Annotated in this window: 15 protein-coding genes; 3 read left to right on the top strand and 12 right to left on the bottom strand. The window is 44.0% G+C overall.

Going from position 1 to position 17,029, the window contains the following annotated elements; translation table 11 throughout:
• Positions 1-29: 29 nt before the first annotated feature.
• The 8 genes from QM870_RS05715 to QM870_RS05680 form a co-directional block, all read right to left on the bottom strand.
• On the bottom strand, positions 30-890 hold the full coding sequence (locus tag QM870_RS05715; RefSeq protein WP_414368979.1) for a helix-turn-helix domain-containing protein: 861 nt from the start codon (positions 888-890) through the stop codon (positions 30-32).
• The gene (locus QM870_RS05710; protein WP_049487795.1) at positions 887-1,285 is read right to left on the bottom strand and encodes a Mini-ribonuclease 3; all 399 of its coding nucleotides are present in this window, start codon (positions 1,283-1,285) and stop codon (positions 887-889) included. Before QM870_RS05710 ends, QM870_RS05715 begins: the two co-directional genes overlap by 4 nt.
• Entirely contained in the window at positions 1,278-2,621 is a 1,344-nt protein-coding gene (cysS, locus tag QM870_RS05705) for a cysteine--tRNA ligase (protein ID WP_049491652.1), read from the bottom strand. The genes QM870_RS05710 and cysS overlap by 8 nt, the downstream gene beginning before the upstream one ends.
• A 20-nt stretch (positions 2,622-2,641) precedes the next feature.
• Positions 2,642-3,508, bottom strand: a complete 867-nt coding sequence (locus tag QM870_RS05700) for a GNAT family N-acetyltransferase (RefSeq protein WP_414368977.1) — start codon at positions 3,506-3,508, stop codon at positions 2,642-2,644.
• 12 nt (positions 3,509-3,520) lie between these two features.
• Entirely contained in the window at positions 3,521-4,138 is a 618-nt protein-coding gene (gene cysE / locus QM870_RS05695) for a serine O-acetyltransferase (RefSeq protein ID WP_414368975.1), read from the bottom strand.
• 24 nt (positions 4,139-4,162) lie between these two features.
• Positions 4,163-6,385: a polyribonucleotide nucleotidyltransferase gene (pnp, locus tag QM870_RS05690; RefSeq protein ID WP_021154408.1), complete on the bottom strand. Its 2,223-nt coding sequence runs from the start codon at positions 6,383-6,385 to the stop codon at positions 4,163-4,165.
• Positions 6,386-6,955: 570 nt separating this feature from the next.
• Positions 6,956-7,693, bottom strand: a complete 738-nt coding sequence (locus QM870_RS05685; RefSeq protein ID WP_414368973.1) for a hypothetical protein — start codon at positions 7,691-7,693, stop codon at positions 6,956-6,958.
• Between the two features lie 17 nt (positions 7,694-7,710).
• Positions 7,711-8,979 (bottom strand): DUF6287 domain-containing protein, encoded by a 1,269-nt coding sequence (locus QM870_RS05680; RefSeq protein WP_414368971.1) that lies wholly within the window; start codon positions 8,977-8,979, stop codon positions 7,711-7,713.
• A 155-nt stretch (positions 8,980-9,134) separates the two neighbouring features.
• Between QM870_RS05680 and pepF the strand changes: the two genes are divergently transcribed.
• From pepF to QM870_RS05665, 3 genes are all read left to right on the top strand, one after another.
• Positions 9,135-10,931 carry an oligoendopeptidase F gene (gene pepF / locus QM870_RS05675; protein ID WP_049516399.1) on the top strand — a complete coding sequence of 599 codons (1,797 nt, stop codon included), beginning with the start codon at positions 9,135-9,137 and terminating at the stop codon, positions 10,929-10,931.
• Between the two features lie 127 nt (positions 10,932-11,058).
• Complete coding sequence (locus QM870_RS05670) at positions 11,059-11,742, top strand: excalibur calcium-binding domain-containing protein (RefSeq protein WP_049491642.1); 684 nt, start codon at positions 11,059-11,061, stop codon at positions 11,740-11,742.
• A 109-nt stretch (positions 11,743-11,851) separates the two neighbouring features.
• Positions 11,852-12,181, top strand: a complete 330-nt coding sequence (locus QM870_RS05665) for a thioredoxin domain-containing protein (protein WP_229056572.1) — start codon at positions 11,852-11,854, stop codon at positions 12,179-12,181.
• A 68-nt stretch (positions 12,182-12,249) separates the two neighbouring features.
• Here QM870_RS05665 and trxA read toward each other — a convergent pair whose 3' ends face one another.
• From trxA to QM870_RS05645, 4 genes are all read right to left on the bottom strand, one after another.
• The gene (trxA, locus tag QM870_RS05660) at positions 12,250-12,564 is read right to left on the bottom strand and encodes a thioredoxin (protein ID WP_003013593.1); all 315 of its coding nucleotides are present in this window, start codon (positions 12,562-12,564) and stop codon (positions 12,250-12,252) included.
• 12 nt (positions 12,565-12,576) lie between these two features.
• On the bottom strand, positions 12,577-12,801 hold the full coding sequence (locus QM870_RS05655; RefSeq protein ID WP_049475182.1) for a DUF4649 family protein: 225 nt from the start codon (positions 12,799-12,801) through the stop codon (positions 12,577-12,579).
• Between the two features lie 532 nt (positions 12,802-13,333).
• Positions 13,334-13,603: a 30S ribosomal protein S15 gene (gene rpsO, locus QM870_RS05650; RefSeq protein WP_003004251.1), complete on the bottom strand. Its 270-nt coding sequence runs from the start codon at positions 13,601-13,603 to the stop codon at positions 13,334-13,336.
• A 410-nt stretch (positions 13,604-14,013) separates the two neighbouring features.
• Positions 14,014-16,713: a Cna B-type domain-containing protein gene (locus QM870_RS05645; protein WP_414368968.1), complete on the bottom strand. Its 2,700-nt coding sequence runs from the start codon at positions 16,711-16,713 to the stop codon at positions 14,014-14,016.
• Positions 16,714-17,029 lie beyond the last annotated feature (316 nt).

Here is a 17,029-nt window from a genome sequence, read left to right as displayed (position 1 = left end):
AGTTGCACAAAACTCTGGATTTATTTCGTTTAAATCACATCTTGTAAGACCAAATGATAGCACAGGGCTAGATCTGTCAGATTTTTCAACTGAAGACCCGTCAACTCCTCCCACTTGTCAATCTTGTATTGGAGCGAATTGCGGTGGAGATAGAGTTGCTGGGCGGCCTTGGTTACAACTGCCCCATTGTCCCAAAGAGCGACAATGATGTCTTGCAATTGATCTTGACTTTCAATCAACTGATGCAAACTTGCCTTGATTGGAGTGAGATCCAAATCTGCCTGCTCGATTCCCCACAGATAGAGTTGAGAAAAGCGATAGACACCTTGATGACCTTCTCGAATCCAAGCTCGAAAGACGGCCTGTTCTGCTCGGATAACCGGAGATACTTTCCCAGCTTTTGACTCAGTCCATATTTGCCCGACCATGATGGATAAGCGAATGTTGAAATCATACTCCATGGCAGAGACGGTATCTTTTAAGATATCAGCCACAACCAGCGACTGCTCTTGATCTAGAATGAGTACATAGTCCTGTCCACTCAGTTGCAAGGTTGCTCGGAAATTGGGCAAGAGTGTCTGCATCATCTCCAACCAAGAAGCTGTCCCTTCTGCTGTCGAGTGCGAGATGTGGCAATAGACGAGTTGCATTTTTTTGATGACTTGAGGGGCTTCTCCCTTTCCATCGATCAGGTATTGGTACCAAGGATTAGGGGCAACCTCTTCTTCACCACCCAACCAGGAAATCAATTGTTTTTCTCGCTCGGTTAGCTCTTCTTCCTTCAGCAGCAGCCATTGATGAGCCTGAAGGGGAATGGCTACATAACCAGCTGGTGGATTGGCTTGATCCGTCACCTCTGCATGAGGGAACCACTCTCTGATATTTTTCACTGCTTTCTTCCTTCTTCTACTTGCTGGATGCACCAGTCAATCAGCTCTTCTAGACGATAGAGCTCCCCCGTCATATGGAGATAACCCATGACAGCCTCAAAGCCCGTCGACATCCGATAGGTCACGACATCGGCATTTTTGGCCTTGGTATGGCTATTGGTATTGCGACCGCGCTTGTAGATCTCCAACTCTTTTTCCGTCAGAATTTCTTGCTCCAGCATGCCTTCAATCAAGCTGGCCTGAGCTCTAGCAGAGACATAGCGGGTGGCAGCCTGGTGAAGCTTATTGGGCTTGGTCATCCCTTGAAAAATCAGGTGTCTGCGAATATACATGGAATAGACTGCATCTCCCTCAAAGGCAAGGGCAATCCCATTGATTAGATTGACATCAATCACGTGTCCACCTTACACCTTCTTTTGTATCCAAGAGCTTGATTCCTTGCGCAGCCAATTCATCACGAATGGCATCAGCTCGGGCAAAATCTTTCTTAGCACGCGCTTCCTGACGTTCAGCGATCAAGGCTTCAATATCTGCATCCAAGACTTCTTCGACAAAGACCACTCCAAAGACTTCTAACATCTTGGTCAAGGCATCCTTGACGTCTTGGTTGTAGTGACCTGAATTGATCCATTTAGCCAATTCAAAGACGACAGTGATTCCGTTTGCCGCATTGATATCTTCATCCATAGCCGCGATAAACTTGTCCACAAAGCCTTGCAAGTCTGCTGAATCTACTCCTCCTGTGAACGGTTGCTCATAGGTATTTTTCAAATACTTGAGGTTGGTTTCCGCATCGCGCACCGCTTTTTCTGTGAAGTTAATGGGCTTGCGGTAGTGCTGGGTCGCAAAGAAGAAGCGAAGCACTTGGCCATCAATGGTCTTGAGAGCATCATGCACGGTGATAAAGTTCCCCAAGGACTTGGACATCTTGACATTGTCAATATTGACAAAGCCATTATGCATCCAGTAGTTGGCAAAAGTTTTTCCCGTCTTAGCTTCTGACTGGGCAATTTCATTGGTATGGTGCGGAAATTCAAGGTCAGCACCACCACCGTGAATATCAATGGTATCCCCTAAAATCTCCGTTGACATGACCGAACACTCGATGTGCCAACCCGGACGGCCAGGGCCCCAAGGGCTGTCCCAGGAAATCTCTCCTGGTTTGGCAGCTTTCCAAAGGGCAAAGTCGACTGGATTTTCCTTGCGGGCTGTTTCCTCATCTGTCCGACCAGAAGCGCCTAGCTCCAAGTCTTCTAGAGTTTTGTTGGCTAATTTTGCATAGTTGTGGGATTTTTCCACACGGAAATAAACATCGCCTTGGCTCTCATAGGCATAGCCTTTTTCGATCAAGTCAGCGACAAAACGAATGATGTCATCCATAAACTCAACCACACGAGGGTGGCGGGTTGCAGGTTTGACCCCGAGAGCCGTTACATCCTCACGGAAGGCCGCAATATACTTGTCTGCCACTTCCTGTGGAGTAATGCCTTCTTCTTTGGCACGGTTAATGATCTTATCATCCACATCTGTAAAGTTGGAAATGTAAGCAACTTCGTAGCCACGATACTCAAAGTAGCGACGAATCGTGTCAAAGGCCACCGTTGAGCGGGCATTCCCTACGTGGATATAGTTGTAAACCGTTGGCCCACAAACATACATGCGGACCTTTCCTTCCTCGATGGGGATAAATTCTCTCAAATCACGAGACATGGTATCATAAATTTTTAACACGCTTCATTTCCTTTCTGTTTCTACTCTTTTGGCTTCAAATAAACCGCCTGAGTCTGTTTGATAAAGCCAATCTTTTCATACAAGCGTTTGGCACCTACATTGCTATCTTCCACTGCAATCTGAAATGCCTTATCATTTTGCTCAATGACTTGGTTGATGAGGGATTTTGCCAGATAGCTTCCGTAACCTTGCCCACGATAGACTTCAGCAATCGCTAGTCCATAAAGGTAATTGCATTTTCCAGACATATCGACCGTACAAACGCCAATCACTTGACCTTCTTTGAGTAACATGTAAAGCAGACTATCAGGATCCTTCAAGGCCTCCAAAATGTATCTGTGGCTCACTTCCGGTGCTTCCACTTCATCTGCAAAGGTTTGGTGGTGGAGCTGGGCAATGGCTTCAAGATAAGAAGGCTCTGCCAAGAGCACATCGACATCCGAACGGGAATCTAATGCATAAGCGGTTCGATCACGTCCTAACCAGGTTTCTGTTTCGCCATCCTCAACCAGTCCCCAATTGCTGGCAAAATCAGGATGATTCTCTAGAAAAATACGCTCTGTCTGAAAAGTCACAGACTCAATTGGATAAGATGCCGTTTCTTTCTCAAAACTTCCATACAAAGCACGCGCAATTCCCTGACGACGGTGATTAGGGTGGACCAGGATCGCTACATCCACATCTGGGTCATCCGCATAGACGGTTAATAGGCCAACAAGTTCACCTTTTTCATAATAAAGGAAAAAGGCGGGCATATCGGGATCAAAATTGAGCATATTGGAGAGATAAGGATCCCGAAACGTTCCGTCATACTTCTGACAGGTGGCAATAAGGGCCTTTGCTTCCAGTAGTTGGTGGTCATTCAATGTATTGGTTGATTGAATCACGTAGCGATCTCCTTACAAACTCGAAGACCGATGGCTAGCTTCCTTAGCATGCTCCAGCTTGTTCATATAGTATTCCCGTTTTTCTTCTTCTTGGTGAATGACTGGTTCGTCTTTTCGACCGTGCACCCGCACGATCTTGGCAGGAACACCGACAACGGTTACATCACTTGGTACATCTGAGACCACGACAGCTCCTGCTCCGACTTTGGCTTTTGCTCCGATTTCCACTGGGCCGATGACTTGAGCATGGGCGGAGACCAAGGCTCCTTCACGTACCGTTGGATGGCGTTTGCCGACATCCTTTCCTGTTCCCCCAAGGGTCACCCCATGGTAAAGCATAACGCCTTTTTCAACAATAGCTGTTTCCCCGATAACGAGACCCGCTCCATGGTCGATAAAGACACCAGAAGCAATGGTCGCACCTGGATGGATCTCAATCTGGGTCCAAAAACGCCAGAATTGGCTGTGAATCCGCGCCAAGAGCTTAAAACCATGGTTCCACAAAAAGTGGGAAACACGGTGAGCTGCCAGTGCTTTGACGCCCGGATAGGTCAAAAGGACCTCCAGCGAGGTACGCGCTGCTGGGTCATTTTCTTTTACAATATTGATGGTTTCACGCCACCATCCCATACCGTGCTCCTCCTTTTCTAATGATTATTCTGAATCTTTTTGTGTAATGGTAAAGTCTTTTTTAGGTTTGTGGTCTTTATTGTGGTGACGAGGACGATCGCCGTGACGAGGACCCTTTTCACCTTTTTCTTCTGAATGTTCAGGTTTTGGTGGACGTGGCAAGAGTGCCTTCATAGAAGCATCTACACGACCTTTTTCATCAATCTTGATAATCTTCACATCGACTTCATCGCCGATTGCTACCAAGTCTTCGACACGGTTGGTACGCGTCCAAGCCATTTCAGAAATGTGAACGAGGGCATCCGTCTTGTCAAAGAGGTTGACAAAGGCACCGAATTTCTCGATCCGAACCACTTTGGCATGGTAGACTTCATCCACTTTGGCTTCACGCACCAAACCAGCAATGATCTCTTTGGCACGGTTAATCGCATCTTGGTCGCTCGAGTAGATCGATACGTTCCCTTCTTCGTCGATATCAATCTTAACGCCTGTTTCAGCGATGATTTTATCGATGGTTTCTCCACCCTTACCGATGACAATCTTGATCTTGTCGACATCAATCTTGATGGTATCAATTTTCGGAGCAGTTGGCGCCAATTCTGGACGCACTTCTGGAATGGTTGCTTCGATGACATCAAGGATTTCAAAACGAGCTTTCTTGGCTTGGGCAAGCGCTTCTGTCAAGATTTCTGCAGTGATCCCTTGGATCTTGATATCCATTTGAAGGGCTGTAATCCCGTCGCGCGTACCTGCAACCTTAAAGTCCATGTCTCCAAAGTGGTCTTCCAAACCTTGGATATCTGTCAATACGGTGTAGTTGTTTCCATCTGAGATCAGACCCATTGCAATACCAGCTACTGGCGCCTTGATTGGTACACCACCAGCCATAAGGGCAAGTGTTCCCGCACAGATAGAAGCTTGAGATGAAGAACCGTTTGATTCCAAGACTTCTGCTACCAAACGGATGGCATATGGGAATTCTTCCAAGCTTGGCAAGACTTGAGCAAGGGCACGCTCACCGAGAGCACCGTGACCAATTTCACGACGACCTGGCGCACCGTATCGTCCAGTTTCCCCAACAGAGTATTGTGGGAAGTTGTAGTGGTGCATAAAGCGTTTCTTGTACTCTGGATCCAAACCATCAATGATTTGCGTTTCACCCATTGGTGCCAAGGTCAAGACAGAAAGGGCTTGCGTTTGTCCACGCGTGAAGAGACCTGAACCGTGCACACGAGGAAGGTAGTCGACTTGTGCATCCAAAGGACGGATTTCATCAACCTTACGGCCGTCAGGACGAACCTTGTCTTCTGTGATCAAACGGCGAACTTCTGCGTGTTCCATTTGTTCCAAGATTTCAGCCACATCACGCATGATGCGGTCAAATTCTTCGTGGTCTGCATATTTTTCTTCGTAAACTGCTGTGACTTGGTCTTTGACTGCTTGAGTTGCAGCTTCACGCGCCAATTTTTCTTCAACTTGAACCGCTTTTTGAAGGTCACTGTTGTAGGCTGCGATGATTTCAGCCTGCAAGTCAGCATCTACATGAAGCAATTCCACTTCTGCTTTTTCTTTACCGACCGCCGCAACGATTTCTTCTTGGAAGGCAATCAATTCTTTAACGGCTTCGTGCCCTTTAAGAAGGGCTTCCAACATGATTTCTTCCGACAATTCTTTGGCACCAGACTCTACCATGTTGATAGCGTGTTTGGTACCAGCTACTGTCAATTCAAGAAGAGAGCGCTCAGCTTGTTCTTGCGTTGGGTTGATGATGATTTCCCCGTCAACATAACCCACTTGTACCCCAGCGATTGGTCCGTCAAATGGAATATCTGAAATAGACAAGGCCAATGATGAACCAAACATGGCAGCCATTGGTGCAGATGCATTTTCATCGTAAGAAAGCACTGTGTTGATGACTTGCACTTCGTTACGGAAACCTTCCGCAAACATTGGACGGATCGGACGGTCGATCAAACGCGCTGTCAAAGTCGCATCTGTTGAAGGACGTCCTTCACGTTTCATAAAGCCACCAGGAAATTTCCCAGCCGCATACATTTTTTCTTCGTAGTTGACTTGAAGTGGGAAGAAATCCCCAGTTGCCATTTTCTTAGACATGACAGCTGCCGTCAAGACAGTTGACTCACCATAACGCACGACAACAGAGCCATTTGCTTGCTTAGCAACCTGACCAGTCTCTACGATTAACTCACGACCCGCAAAAGTCGTTTGAAACACTTGTTTTGTCATTGTAATCCCCTTTGGATTGATAAAATTATACGACTTGCCTACAAAAATCAGGATACAAAGGGCGTGTAGAATCCCGTATGAAAATAGGAGATTGACGCAGTGTGCCACGCACACCAGGAAATCTATCTTTTTCACTAGGGATTTAGCCCGTGTTCAACTATCAAGATACTAAGGCCGCAAAAAGCAAAGTAAAAATAGGAAACTGGCGAAGTCTTCGATGAAGACAAGACAGTTTATCTTTTTTACACAGCTTTTCGGCCGGGTTCAATCCTCAAGATACCAAGCCGTTAAGCAACTCAAAGGAAAATAGGAAATCGAACGACGGTGCGAACGCTCCTAGGTAGATTTATCTTTTTCCACAGAGTTGTCGGCGGGTTCAATTACGCATGATAGCATTCTATTGACACAGCCCATCTGTCTGTTATATCCTCATCTTTGTATCCAAGCACGTATACCTTTTATTTTAACATATTCAAGCCCAAAAGAAAAAGGCTTTAAGGGCCTTTTTCTGCGAATCTTCCAAGAGACCTATATAAAAATTTTAGATCCAGGTATAGCTTCTATTTATTTTTAAGATTTCGCGAATTCTGTGCTGTCGACATAAAAGCGTGTTTTGTGGGTTCCACCCTTGTAGTTCTTGTTGTTGCGTTTCAAGACAAAACGTCTATATGGATCGGAAGTCCCTTGGATTGTCGTTGTCACTTCAACTGAATCTTCATTGACTACCCATTCATCCGGTGAAGGGATTTCCATCGGTGGCATCGCTCCGCCACGACCACCAGGTACAATTTCGTAGAAGGCCTTGTCTTTTGTCGAATAGATCCAGCCGTCCTTCTTTTCGTTTGTTAGTTGGATCAGCTGATCTTGTGACAGACTACGGATAGAGTCCGATGTCTCTTCAGCATTCAATTTATCAATGACATCTTGCAAATTATAAGTTCCCGGCGTGTAGGTATTGTAGTAATCAATGAACATGTCTTGTGGGTAACCATCAACTGCACCGTGATCATTGTTCAACTCCAGCAAACGAGTCGGTTGCACCTGAAGTGAATAAGTCAAAGACGCACTGTTTTCAATAATCGAATAGATGTCCGCTTGGTCTGCTTTTGACAAGGTTCCAATGGCTTCTTTATCATGTTCATCTGACTTAGCTTCTTTTGTTTGCTCTTTTTCTTGGGCTTTGTCAGATGATTTTTTGACCGATGAAGCCCCTACCGGACTGTGCTTACGCTCATAGCGTTTTGGGGCGCAAGCTGCTAGGGAAAGCAAGAGGGCTGCAGCTAGTAAATATGTTCCAATTTTTTTCATGTTTGTATCCTTATTTTTTAGTTCACACGGTAGTACAAATCGTTCCCATTCGTAGCATCACTCTTACTCCAGTAAATGGATTCACTGCCACCTTCTCTTGAAGGAATGAAAAGAATAGGCGTTTCATTCGTTGCCCCAGGCATCCGACTAACTCCGTGTAGATTACCCTCCTTGAAGTAAAAACCAGAAAATTGAACACCATTGACAGCACTACCATTGACCTTCACAATTCCTTGCGCATCAAACTCAATGCTCGTACCGTACTTATTTTTCCAAACTCCCGCTACACTTGAGAAATTTCCAGCTTTTATTTCATCTAGATTCATCTCAGTGCTTGTTTTGGCAGGGGCAGGAGTTGATTCAGCATTCCCATCCACACGCGTTGTGAATTCAAGGGCGATCCATCCTTGTCCGGATTCCAATTTGCCCCAAGTATGACCATCTGCCTCTACGGTTTCCGTAATGGTATGGGTTCCTTTTGCGATCATCCCTGCAGAAGGTGCTGAAGTAGATGGTTCTTTTCGAATACGAAGATCGGCTACGCTAACTTGCACTTGGAAACTTTCCGATTTTTTCTCTTCTGCTTTTGCTGTTGATTTGGAATCCCCTGAACCGTCAAACGTTTTCCAGTCAAGCTTACTGAGGTCCAACTTCTTGGCTGAAATCCCAAGAGCTTGTTCTGCTGTTTTCTTCCCACCAATTTGAATGGTTGCTTTCTTTTCTTCCTTGGCTCCCCCTTTTCCTAGTGAATAGAGGGTCAATTCCATTTCTGGATTAAGGGATTGCCAAGTGGCATAGACGATTTGTCCATTGTCAAAAACATCTAAGCTGGAGCGATAACCACCTGCAGAAGCCACATAGGCTACGTGGAACAAGGTTGGCTGGTTATCTTTCAAATAATACACAGCAGCAATCGTTTTGCCATCCCCAATCAGCAGTTCATCATTACCATCACGATTAAGATCCTCAAAAGCATATTGCCACTCATTGGTGCTTCCAAGTGTTTGAAGGTTAAAGACATAGGCATATTCTTCTGAAGTTGCTTCGATCTTCTTTAGTTCATTTTGTAAAGCTGTTTGGTCCTTAGTATTAATGGCAACCGCATAAGATTTATAGCGATCTAATACATCTTGATAATACTTCTGACCTGTATCTTTCTTCTCTTTTTTAACTGATGATGACGTTGCTGTCTTTGGTTTGCTTTGGCGTTCATAGCGTTTGGGCGTACAAGCCACCAGAGCTAGAACGGACGCACCCGCCAGTAGTGAAATCATAACCTTTTTCATAAAAACCTCCTCATATCTATCCTAGTATATCAAAAATGGTCAATTTTTCCAGCTCTTTTCAAGATTTTTACATAAGCATTTTCCCCTCTCCCTCTATGTTTCTGTCCTATTTTCTGCTATACTTAAGGAAGAATACCGATCAAAAGGAGAACATTATGGAATTAAAAAAACGTTCTGAATTTCCTGAGAACGAACTCTGGGACCTCACAGCCCTCTACCAAGACCAGGAAGACTTCTTGCGTGCCATTGAAAAAACACGTGAAGAAATCAATGAATTTGTCCGTAATTACAAGGGCAACCTCCACACCGTTGAAGACTTCGAAGCTGCCTTTGCGATTTTTGAGCAAATTCAGATCCAACTCAGCCACATTGGCAACTACAGCTTTATGCCACAAACCACTGACTTTGGCGACGAAGCTTTTGCAGAAATTGCCCAAGCAGGGATGGATTTCGAAACTTGGGCCAGCGTCGAACTTTCCTTCTTTGATGATGCTTTGGTAGAATCGGATGAAGAAGTCCTCGAACGCCTGGGGCAACTCCCTCACCTCACTTTTGCCATTCGTCAGGCTAAAATCAAAAAAGCTCACTACTTGGGAGCTGATGTGGAAAAGACCTTGACCAACCTGGGTGAAGTCTTCTACGGGCCTCAAGACATCTATACCAAGATGCGGGCAGGCGACTTTGAAATGGCTGATTTTGAAGTGGATGGAAAAGTTTACAAGAATAGCTTTGTTACCTATGAAAACTTCTACCAAAACCATGAGAATGCGGAAGTTCGTGAAAAAGCCTTTCGTTCCTTCTCAGAAGGCCTCCGCAAGCACCAAAACACGGCTGCTGCTACCTATCTAGCTCAAGTTAAGTCTGAAAAGCTGATCGCAGATATGCGGGGCTACGATTCTGTCTTTGACTATCTCTTGGCTGAGCAGGAAGTGGATCGTTCTATGTTTGATCGTCAGATTGACCTGATCATGAAGGACTTCGCACCGGTTGCTCAAAAATTCCTCAAACACGTAGCCAAGGTCAACGGCCTTGAAAAAATGACTTTCGCTGATTGGAAGTTGGATTTGGACAGTGCGCTCAACCCAGATGTTACTATTGATGACGCTTATGACTTGGTCATGAAATCGGTGGCACCTCTTGGCGAAGAATATTCTCGCGAAATTGCTCGCTACCAAACCGAACGCTGGGTCGACTTTGCGGCCAATGAAGGTAAGGATTCCGGTGGGTATGCAGCTGACCCTTACCGCGTCCATCCTTATGTCCTCATGAGTTGGACAGGACGGATGAGCGATGTTTATACCCTGATCCATGAGATTGGACACTCTGGTCAATTCATCTTCTCAGACAACAACCAAAGCTACTTCAACGCCCACATGTCGACCTACTATGTGGAAGCTCCTTCTACCTTTAACGAGCTCCTCCTCAGCGACTACTTGGAACACCAGTTTGACGATCCTCGTCAAAAACGCTTTGCCCTAGCTCACCGCTTGACAGATACCTACTTCCACAACTTCATCACCCACTTGCTAGAAGCAGCCTTCCAACGCAAGGTCTACACCTTGATCGAAGAAGGTGGCACCTTCGGCGCTAGCAAACTCAATAGCATCATGAAGGAAGTCTTGACAGAGTTCTGGGGAGATGCCGTTGAAATCGATGACGATGCAGCCTTGACCTGGATGCGCCAAAGCCACTACTACATGGGGCTTTACAGCTATACCTACTCAGCTGGCTTGGTTATCTCAACAGCGGGATACTTGCATTTGAAAAACTCCGAAAACGGAGCTAAAGATTGGCTAGACCTCCTTAAATCAGGTGGCAGCAAGACCCCACTTGAGTCAGCTATGATTATCGGAGCAGATATCTCGACTGACAAACCACTCCGCGATACCATCCAATTCCTTTCAGACACTGTCGATCAAATCATTGCTTACAGTGCCGAATTGGGAGAATAAGTACAGTTTTCAGACTTAGTTTATTCTAAGTCTGATTTTTTATTTAAATATTACCAGTTAGTGATTGAAAGCGCTTTTATATTATGGTATGATTATTCTTGGATAAATATCCGAAGGGAGTAACATTATGAAAAAACGGTTGATTTTAACAATCTTAATTGCGTTATTATTTGGAGCTTGCTCAAATCAAAATGAAGCTTCTCAAAAAGAAACTGAAAAACAGGTAGGTTTCGTTCAAAAAGAAGAAAAAGCAAAAAAAGAACGCGACGAACAGGAGAAAGCAGAAAAAGAGAAAAAAGCAAAGGAGGAGCAAGAACGAAAAGAAAAAGAAGAGCGCGAGAAAAAGGCGAAAGAAGAACAGGAACGAAAAGAAAAAGAAGAGCGTGAAAAGAAAGAGGCTGAAGCAAAACAACTTGCTGCTCAAGCTGAAGCTGCCGTACAAGCCTTAGAAAACAATCAAGTAACAGAAAATATCGCCCCAGCCCAAGCTGCCATCGCAAATGTAGCTGATCAAGGAACAAAAGATCGCTTAACTCATCGTGTTGGATTAGTACAAAATGCCATTACTGTCAGGGAACAACAAGCTGCTGAAGCTGAACGAGCTCGACAAGCCGCAGCTGCTGAGCAGGCAAGACAAGCCGCGGCTGCCCAACAAACGCAGCAACAACAAGCATTTGTCACACAACCTCAACAAGGGGGCTATCGAAATTGTAGTGAAGCACGCGCTGCAGGTGCTGCACCGCTATACAGAGGACAAGCTGGTTATAGCCCTCGTTTAGATAGAGATGGTGACGGTGTTGCTTGTGAATAAGAAATTAACGATTCTCATTTTGTCCATTTGCACAACATCTCTGCTTGCTATTTTATACTTGAATTTCAAAAAGAGAGAAATTATTACTCCAGATTCTTACAAGGAAGCAATGACTTACGTCAAAAAGATTCCGCTATCTGAAGTACAAGAGAAAATCAACAATAAAGAAGATTTCATTCTCTATATCGGTCGCGAATCCTGTCCATACTGTCAAAAATTCGCTCCTAAATTAGCAGTTGCTATTCAAAAAACGAATCAGACCGTTTATTACCTGGATAACGACTCAAAGGAGCGAAAAAACATCACAGCTTTTGCACATGATATGAATGTCAAGACGGTACCAAATTTGTCAACTTTTAAAAAAGGTAGTAAAGAAAACTATCTAAAAAAAGGTAGCAAATCAAGTATCGAAGAGATTATGGATCTCTTGACTCAATAAGCCAATTTTAAAAGGTCAATACAAAAAGAGTAAGATAGAACGATTCGTTCCCATCTTACTCTTTTTTACTAACTTAACTCTGCCACAATGGCCTTAATTTGTGCTGCGGTATGCACTCCTGCTACTTGTTTAACAACCTGCCCATCTTTTTTAAAGAGCAAGGTTGGAATGGACATAATGCCGAAAGCACGCGCTGTTTCTGGATTTTCATCCACATCCATTTTTAGGATTTTTAACTCATCTTCCGAAAGTTCTTCCGATAATTTTTCTAAAATAGGAGCTTGCATGCGACATGGACCACACCAGGTTGCCCAAAAGTCTACCAAGACCAAACCTTCTTTTGTTTCTGCTTCAAATGTTGCGTCTGTAATTGCTTTTGCCATTTTCTTTCTCCTTTAGTTTTGGTACTGCGTCAAATCTTGCTTCATCAAATAGAAGAAAACATCCCCGTAAGTCCCTTGGTAATCCAACTCATGCCCATTATAGGTCAGTTTCACAACAGGATAAAAATCTGCTACCCCAATCAAGCAAGCTTGTTGGGAGCGTTCAAACTCTTCGTAGGAATCAAAATGCATGACTCTTTCTTGTTTTGCACTGTCTAGATATGTAATTTCAATCATATCGATAACCTCTATTTCTTATGATGCATCAATTGTAACTCTAGACATTACATCTGTCAAATAAAACGACTTCCTCAGAATGATGAATCTCGTTCGATAAGGAAAAGACAAGAAAAAAGCCCTCTGAATCCAGAGAGCTCCATTCTTGCTAGATAAAACGTTTCTAGACAAGGCGACGAACCGAAGATTGTACCGGATTTCTTCTGAAAACAAAAAATCTCCCCGAAGGGAGATAGTTCTGGTCTATTTTACCTTACGATGCTAGGAACCGTAGCCGAAGATTATACTCGAGTATATCGAGGCAAGGTGACAAAAAACAAAAAAGCTACTCAACTAGAGTAGCTTTATTTCAAGATATGCTCAATTGAACACGGCCTAAGCACTTGGCAAAAAAGAACAGCTCCCTGAATTCAGAGAGCTGTTTTGAGCTCGGGCTAAAATCCTAGTGAAAAAGATGAAACTCCTTGTGTTCATCGAACACTGTGTCGTTTCCCTATTTTCATACGGATTTTTGGCGCCCTTAGCATCATGATTAACGACGAAGTCCAAGAGAGTTGATCAACTCACGGTAACGGTTAACGTCGTTTGTACGAAGGTAAGCCAACAAGTTACGACGGCGACCGATTTTCTTCATCAAACCACGGTAAGTAGCGTGGTCTTTTTTGTGTTGTTTGATGTGTTCGTTCAAGTGGTTGATTTCCCAAGTAAGGACAGCAACTTGTACTTCTACTGAACCAGTGTCACCTTCGTGACGTGCGTATTGTGCAATGATTTCATTTTTTTTCTCTTTTGAGATTGCCATGATAAGCTCCTTTTCTTTATGCTCTATCCGAGTGGCAGGTTTGGCATATCCTGCTACCAAGAAAGAGTTAGTTGTCTATTCGACCTTCTTATTCTACCAAGATTTCATCTTTCTGTCAAACACTTATGTTTCCTTCGAGAGGAGCTTTTCTCTTTTCTAAAAAGAACCTTGGGAATTTGGACAATTTGATGGATCATTCTTCAAGCAACTTATTCAAAAGAGAGTGGGACAGAAATCGGTAATTCGTTAGAATTTGATTTCGTCGTCCCACCTCCGCACAGTTGAGTAGGGCTGTAAAAGCTGATGGAATCAGCGTAGTAGAGCCCACACAACCACTGCGTCTTGCTCGACAATCCAAAAATAATTGAGAGGCTAGGACTTTTGTCCCAGCCCCTTTATCGGTATGAAGCTTATTTCTCTTTCCGTTTACCACGCAAGAGCAAAGCCAAAGCAAAAATTGCTAAGAGTGCACCGAGTATGGTCAATCCGTAAGCAACAACTTCACCAGTTGATGGAAGAAATTTTTTCTTTCCTTCTTTTGGTGTAGTTGGAGTTTCTGGTTTTTCCGGTGTGCTTGGCGGCGTTGTTGGTGGTGTCGTCGGTGGAGTTGTTGGTGGGGTTGTAGGCGGAGTCGTTGGCGGTGTGCTTGGTGGGGTTGTAGGCGGAGTCGTTGGCGGTGTACTTGGTGGTGTGGTAGGAGGTGTTGTTGGTGGTGTATGACGATTGGTTACCGTGAAACCATCAATGTTGCTTGTATAACCTGCTACTGGATCCTCTGTAATCGTGTAGGCAATCTTCTTACCTTCCTTGTATACAGGTAGATCCGTGAAGCTTGCCTGCCAATTATCAGTAGCTGTGATTTCTTTTACAGCTACTTCTTGACCATCCGCAAGGAGACGAACTGTGATTTTTTCAGGACGAAGACCATCTTTATTGTCTGCATCATCCCAGATCTTCTTGACCGCTACTTCCGTTACTTCTGGTGTGCGGCTATTGGTGATCACTACATTTCCCTTGTTACTGTCATCGACCGTACTAGTATATCCTTTGACTGTTCCAACTTCTTTCACTTGGTACTGAATCTCTTTGCCTTTCGCTTTTAGAGGCAAATTGCTAAAGGTATGGGTCCAGTTATTTTTAGCAGAAAGTTCCACTTCTTTTCCTTGAGCTTTGCCATCTGCATAGAGCTGTACCTTAATGGCGCTTGGACGTTTGCCATCTTGGTCATTGTTGTCTTCCCAACGTTTTGTAACAGTAACGCTGGTTTTACCTGGCTTGTAGCTATTGGTAATGGTTGTTCCATCAATCGCAGCAGAGTAATTGGCTACTGTGTCTTCTGTGACTGTGTAGACAATTTGTTTGCCGTGATTGTATTTTGGAAGATTGGTAAAGACTGTCTTCCAATCAGTCGCTGCACTTAGCTCTTGGCTAGCTACTTCTGTACCATCTGCAAGGAGACGAACAGTGACCTTGTCAGGACGAACGCCATCTTGGTTATCATTGTCTTTCCAAACTTTCGTTACTGGAATCTCAACAACTTCTGGTGTCCGACTGTTGGTAATATTGGTTCCTTCAATAGTCGCTTCATAGCCTTCAACAGGTTCTTCTGAAACAGTGTAGGCAATGACATTGCCAGCATCATCGACCACATCGAGATTATCAAAATGATAAGCCCAAGTTCCTACCGCATCTGGTTTCACTTCTTTAGAAGCGACTTTGACACCATTTGCTAGGAGATTGACTGTGATTTTTGATGGACGCTTGCCATCTTGGTTGTCATTGTCATTCCATGTCTTTTGGCCAGAGACACTTGTTTTTTCTTTTTGGTTCACAACATCACGAGAAATCGCAAGGTCATTTCCAAAATCGTCCTTGCTGATCTTGATAAGTTCTTCTGAGAGAACATAGCCAGTTGGAGCTTGAATTTCTTGAACCGTATAAGCTTGTTTGATCAAGCCCGTAATAGTGCCAACACCATTCTCATCTGTCGTAATGGTTCCCACTTGCTCACCAGTATCATCTGCTGTCACAGCAAAGACGGCACCGGCAAGCGCTTGGCCATTTTCACCTTTTTTGTGAATCGTGAAGGAATATTTCTCACCATTGAATTTTCCATCGAGGAACTGATACAGAACGTCTGCTACCTTATTTTGCTCCTTGATTTCTGTAGCTGTCATTGTCGCATTGTTTTTGTAGGATGTATTGATGGCTGGGACCTTGTCCAGATAGACATCATAGCGAACAGTCATCCCTTGTTCAGGAGCTAGATCTCCAATATGAACCGTTAGAGAACGACCATCAGCGCTGACAACAGGGGAGTAATTCTTGGTGACGTTTGTGGTATCTTTTAAATGATAAGCCCCATCTTCGTCACTAACCTGCCAAGTTCCTGTATGGATGTTGACAGAATCTGCTTTGATTTTTCCATCTGTAAAGGCCAATTGGTCTTTAATATCAATATTATGAAGGGCTGTGTGGCCTTGATTGATGTTCAATGTATAGGTCAATTTTAATTTATCATCTGAGTTGGTCCACCCCCACTTGCTAAAGACTTCTGGAGTAGGAGGATTCTCACCTGGATTGACCCCTTTGTAATCGATATTCCCACCTGAAATCACTTTCTTATCGATCGTAAGAGTAAAATCAAGTGTCTTTTGTCCTTTGACGACTTGGTGGTCTACACGCGCAAAGAAACGCAGTTTCCCTGTCACATTGGCCATTCTTTCAGGATAGTCCGTATAGGTTACGGTGATGACTTTTCTTTGATCATCTACTGTTGCTGTCGCAACTTTTTGACCGCTTGGATCCAGCAGGTCAATGGTGTCCGTTTCAAAGACCTTAAAGTCATCTCCAAGTTGGATAACGGTCTTATCTCCCTTTTTTACACGACCATTTGGCAACACAAAGTTTGCTTCAACTTGAAAACTCTCCCAAACACCGAGTGGATCTGTAATCGCTCCACCAGTTGATTTCGAGATGTTTACAGATGTCACAACATCATTGATCGTATCTGCATGGACTTTAGCTGGACTATTGGGTTTGGCAAATCCTAAAGCCGCTAGTAAAAATAGGGCAACTGTTGTCACAACAGAATAAAGCCACTTTTTCATAAACGATTTTTCTCCTTTTTCTACGTTTACTAGATAAGGTATGTGAGTAGAAAAATTATCACTACATATTGTGAATTTATACACAACCTATCTTTTTTCATTATAATCGATTTACTTTGAGAAGACAAGCTAATATATATGCTTTTTGTATTTTAAGTACATTTTTTTGAAACAAAGAAAAAATAGAGAGTGGGACAGAAATCGGTAATTCGTTAGAATTCGATTTCGTCGTCCCACCTCCGCACAGTTGAGTAGGGCTGTAAAAGCTGATGAAATCAGCGTAGTAGAGCCCACTCAACCACTGCGTCTTGCTCGA

This window comes from Streptococcus parasanguinis, assembly GCF_047463195.1.
In the GTDB taxonomy this organism is placed as follows: domain Bacteria; phylum Bacillota; class Bacilli; order Lactobacillales; family Streptococcaceae; genus Streptococcus; species Streptococcus parasanguinis_R.
This window is presented reverse-complemented; position numbering and strand designations above follow the sequence as displayed.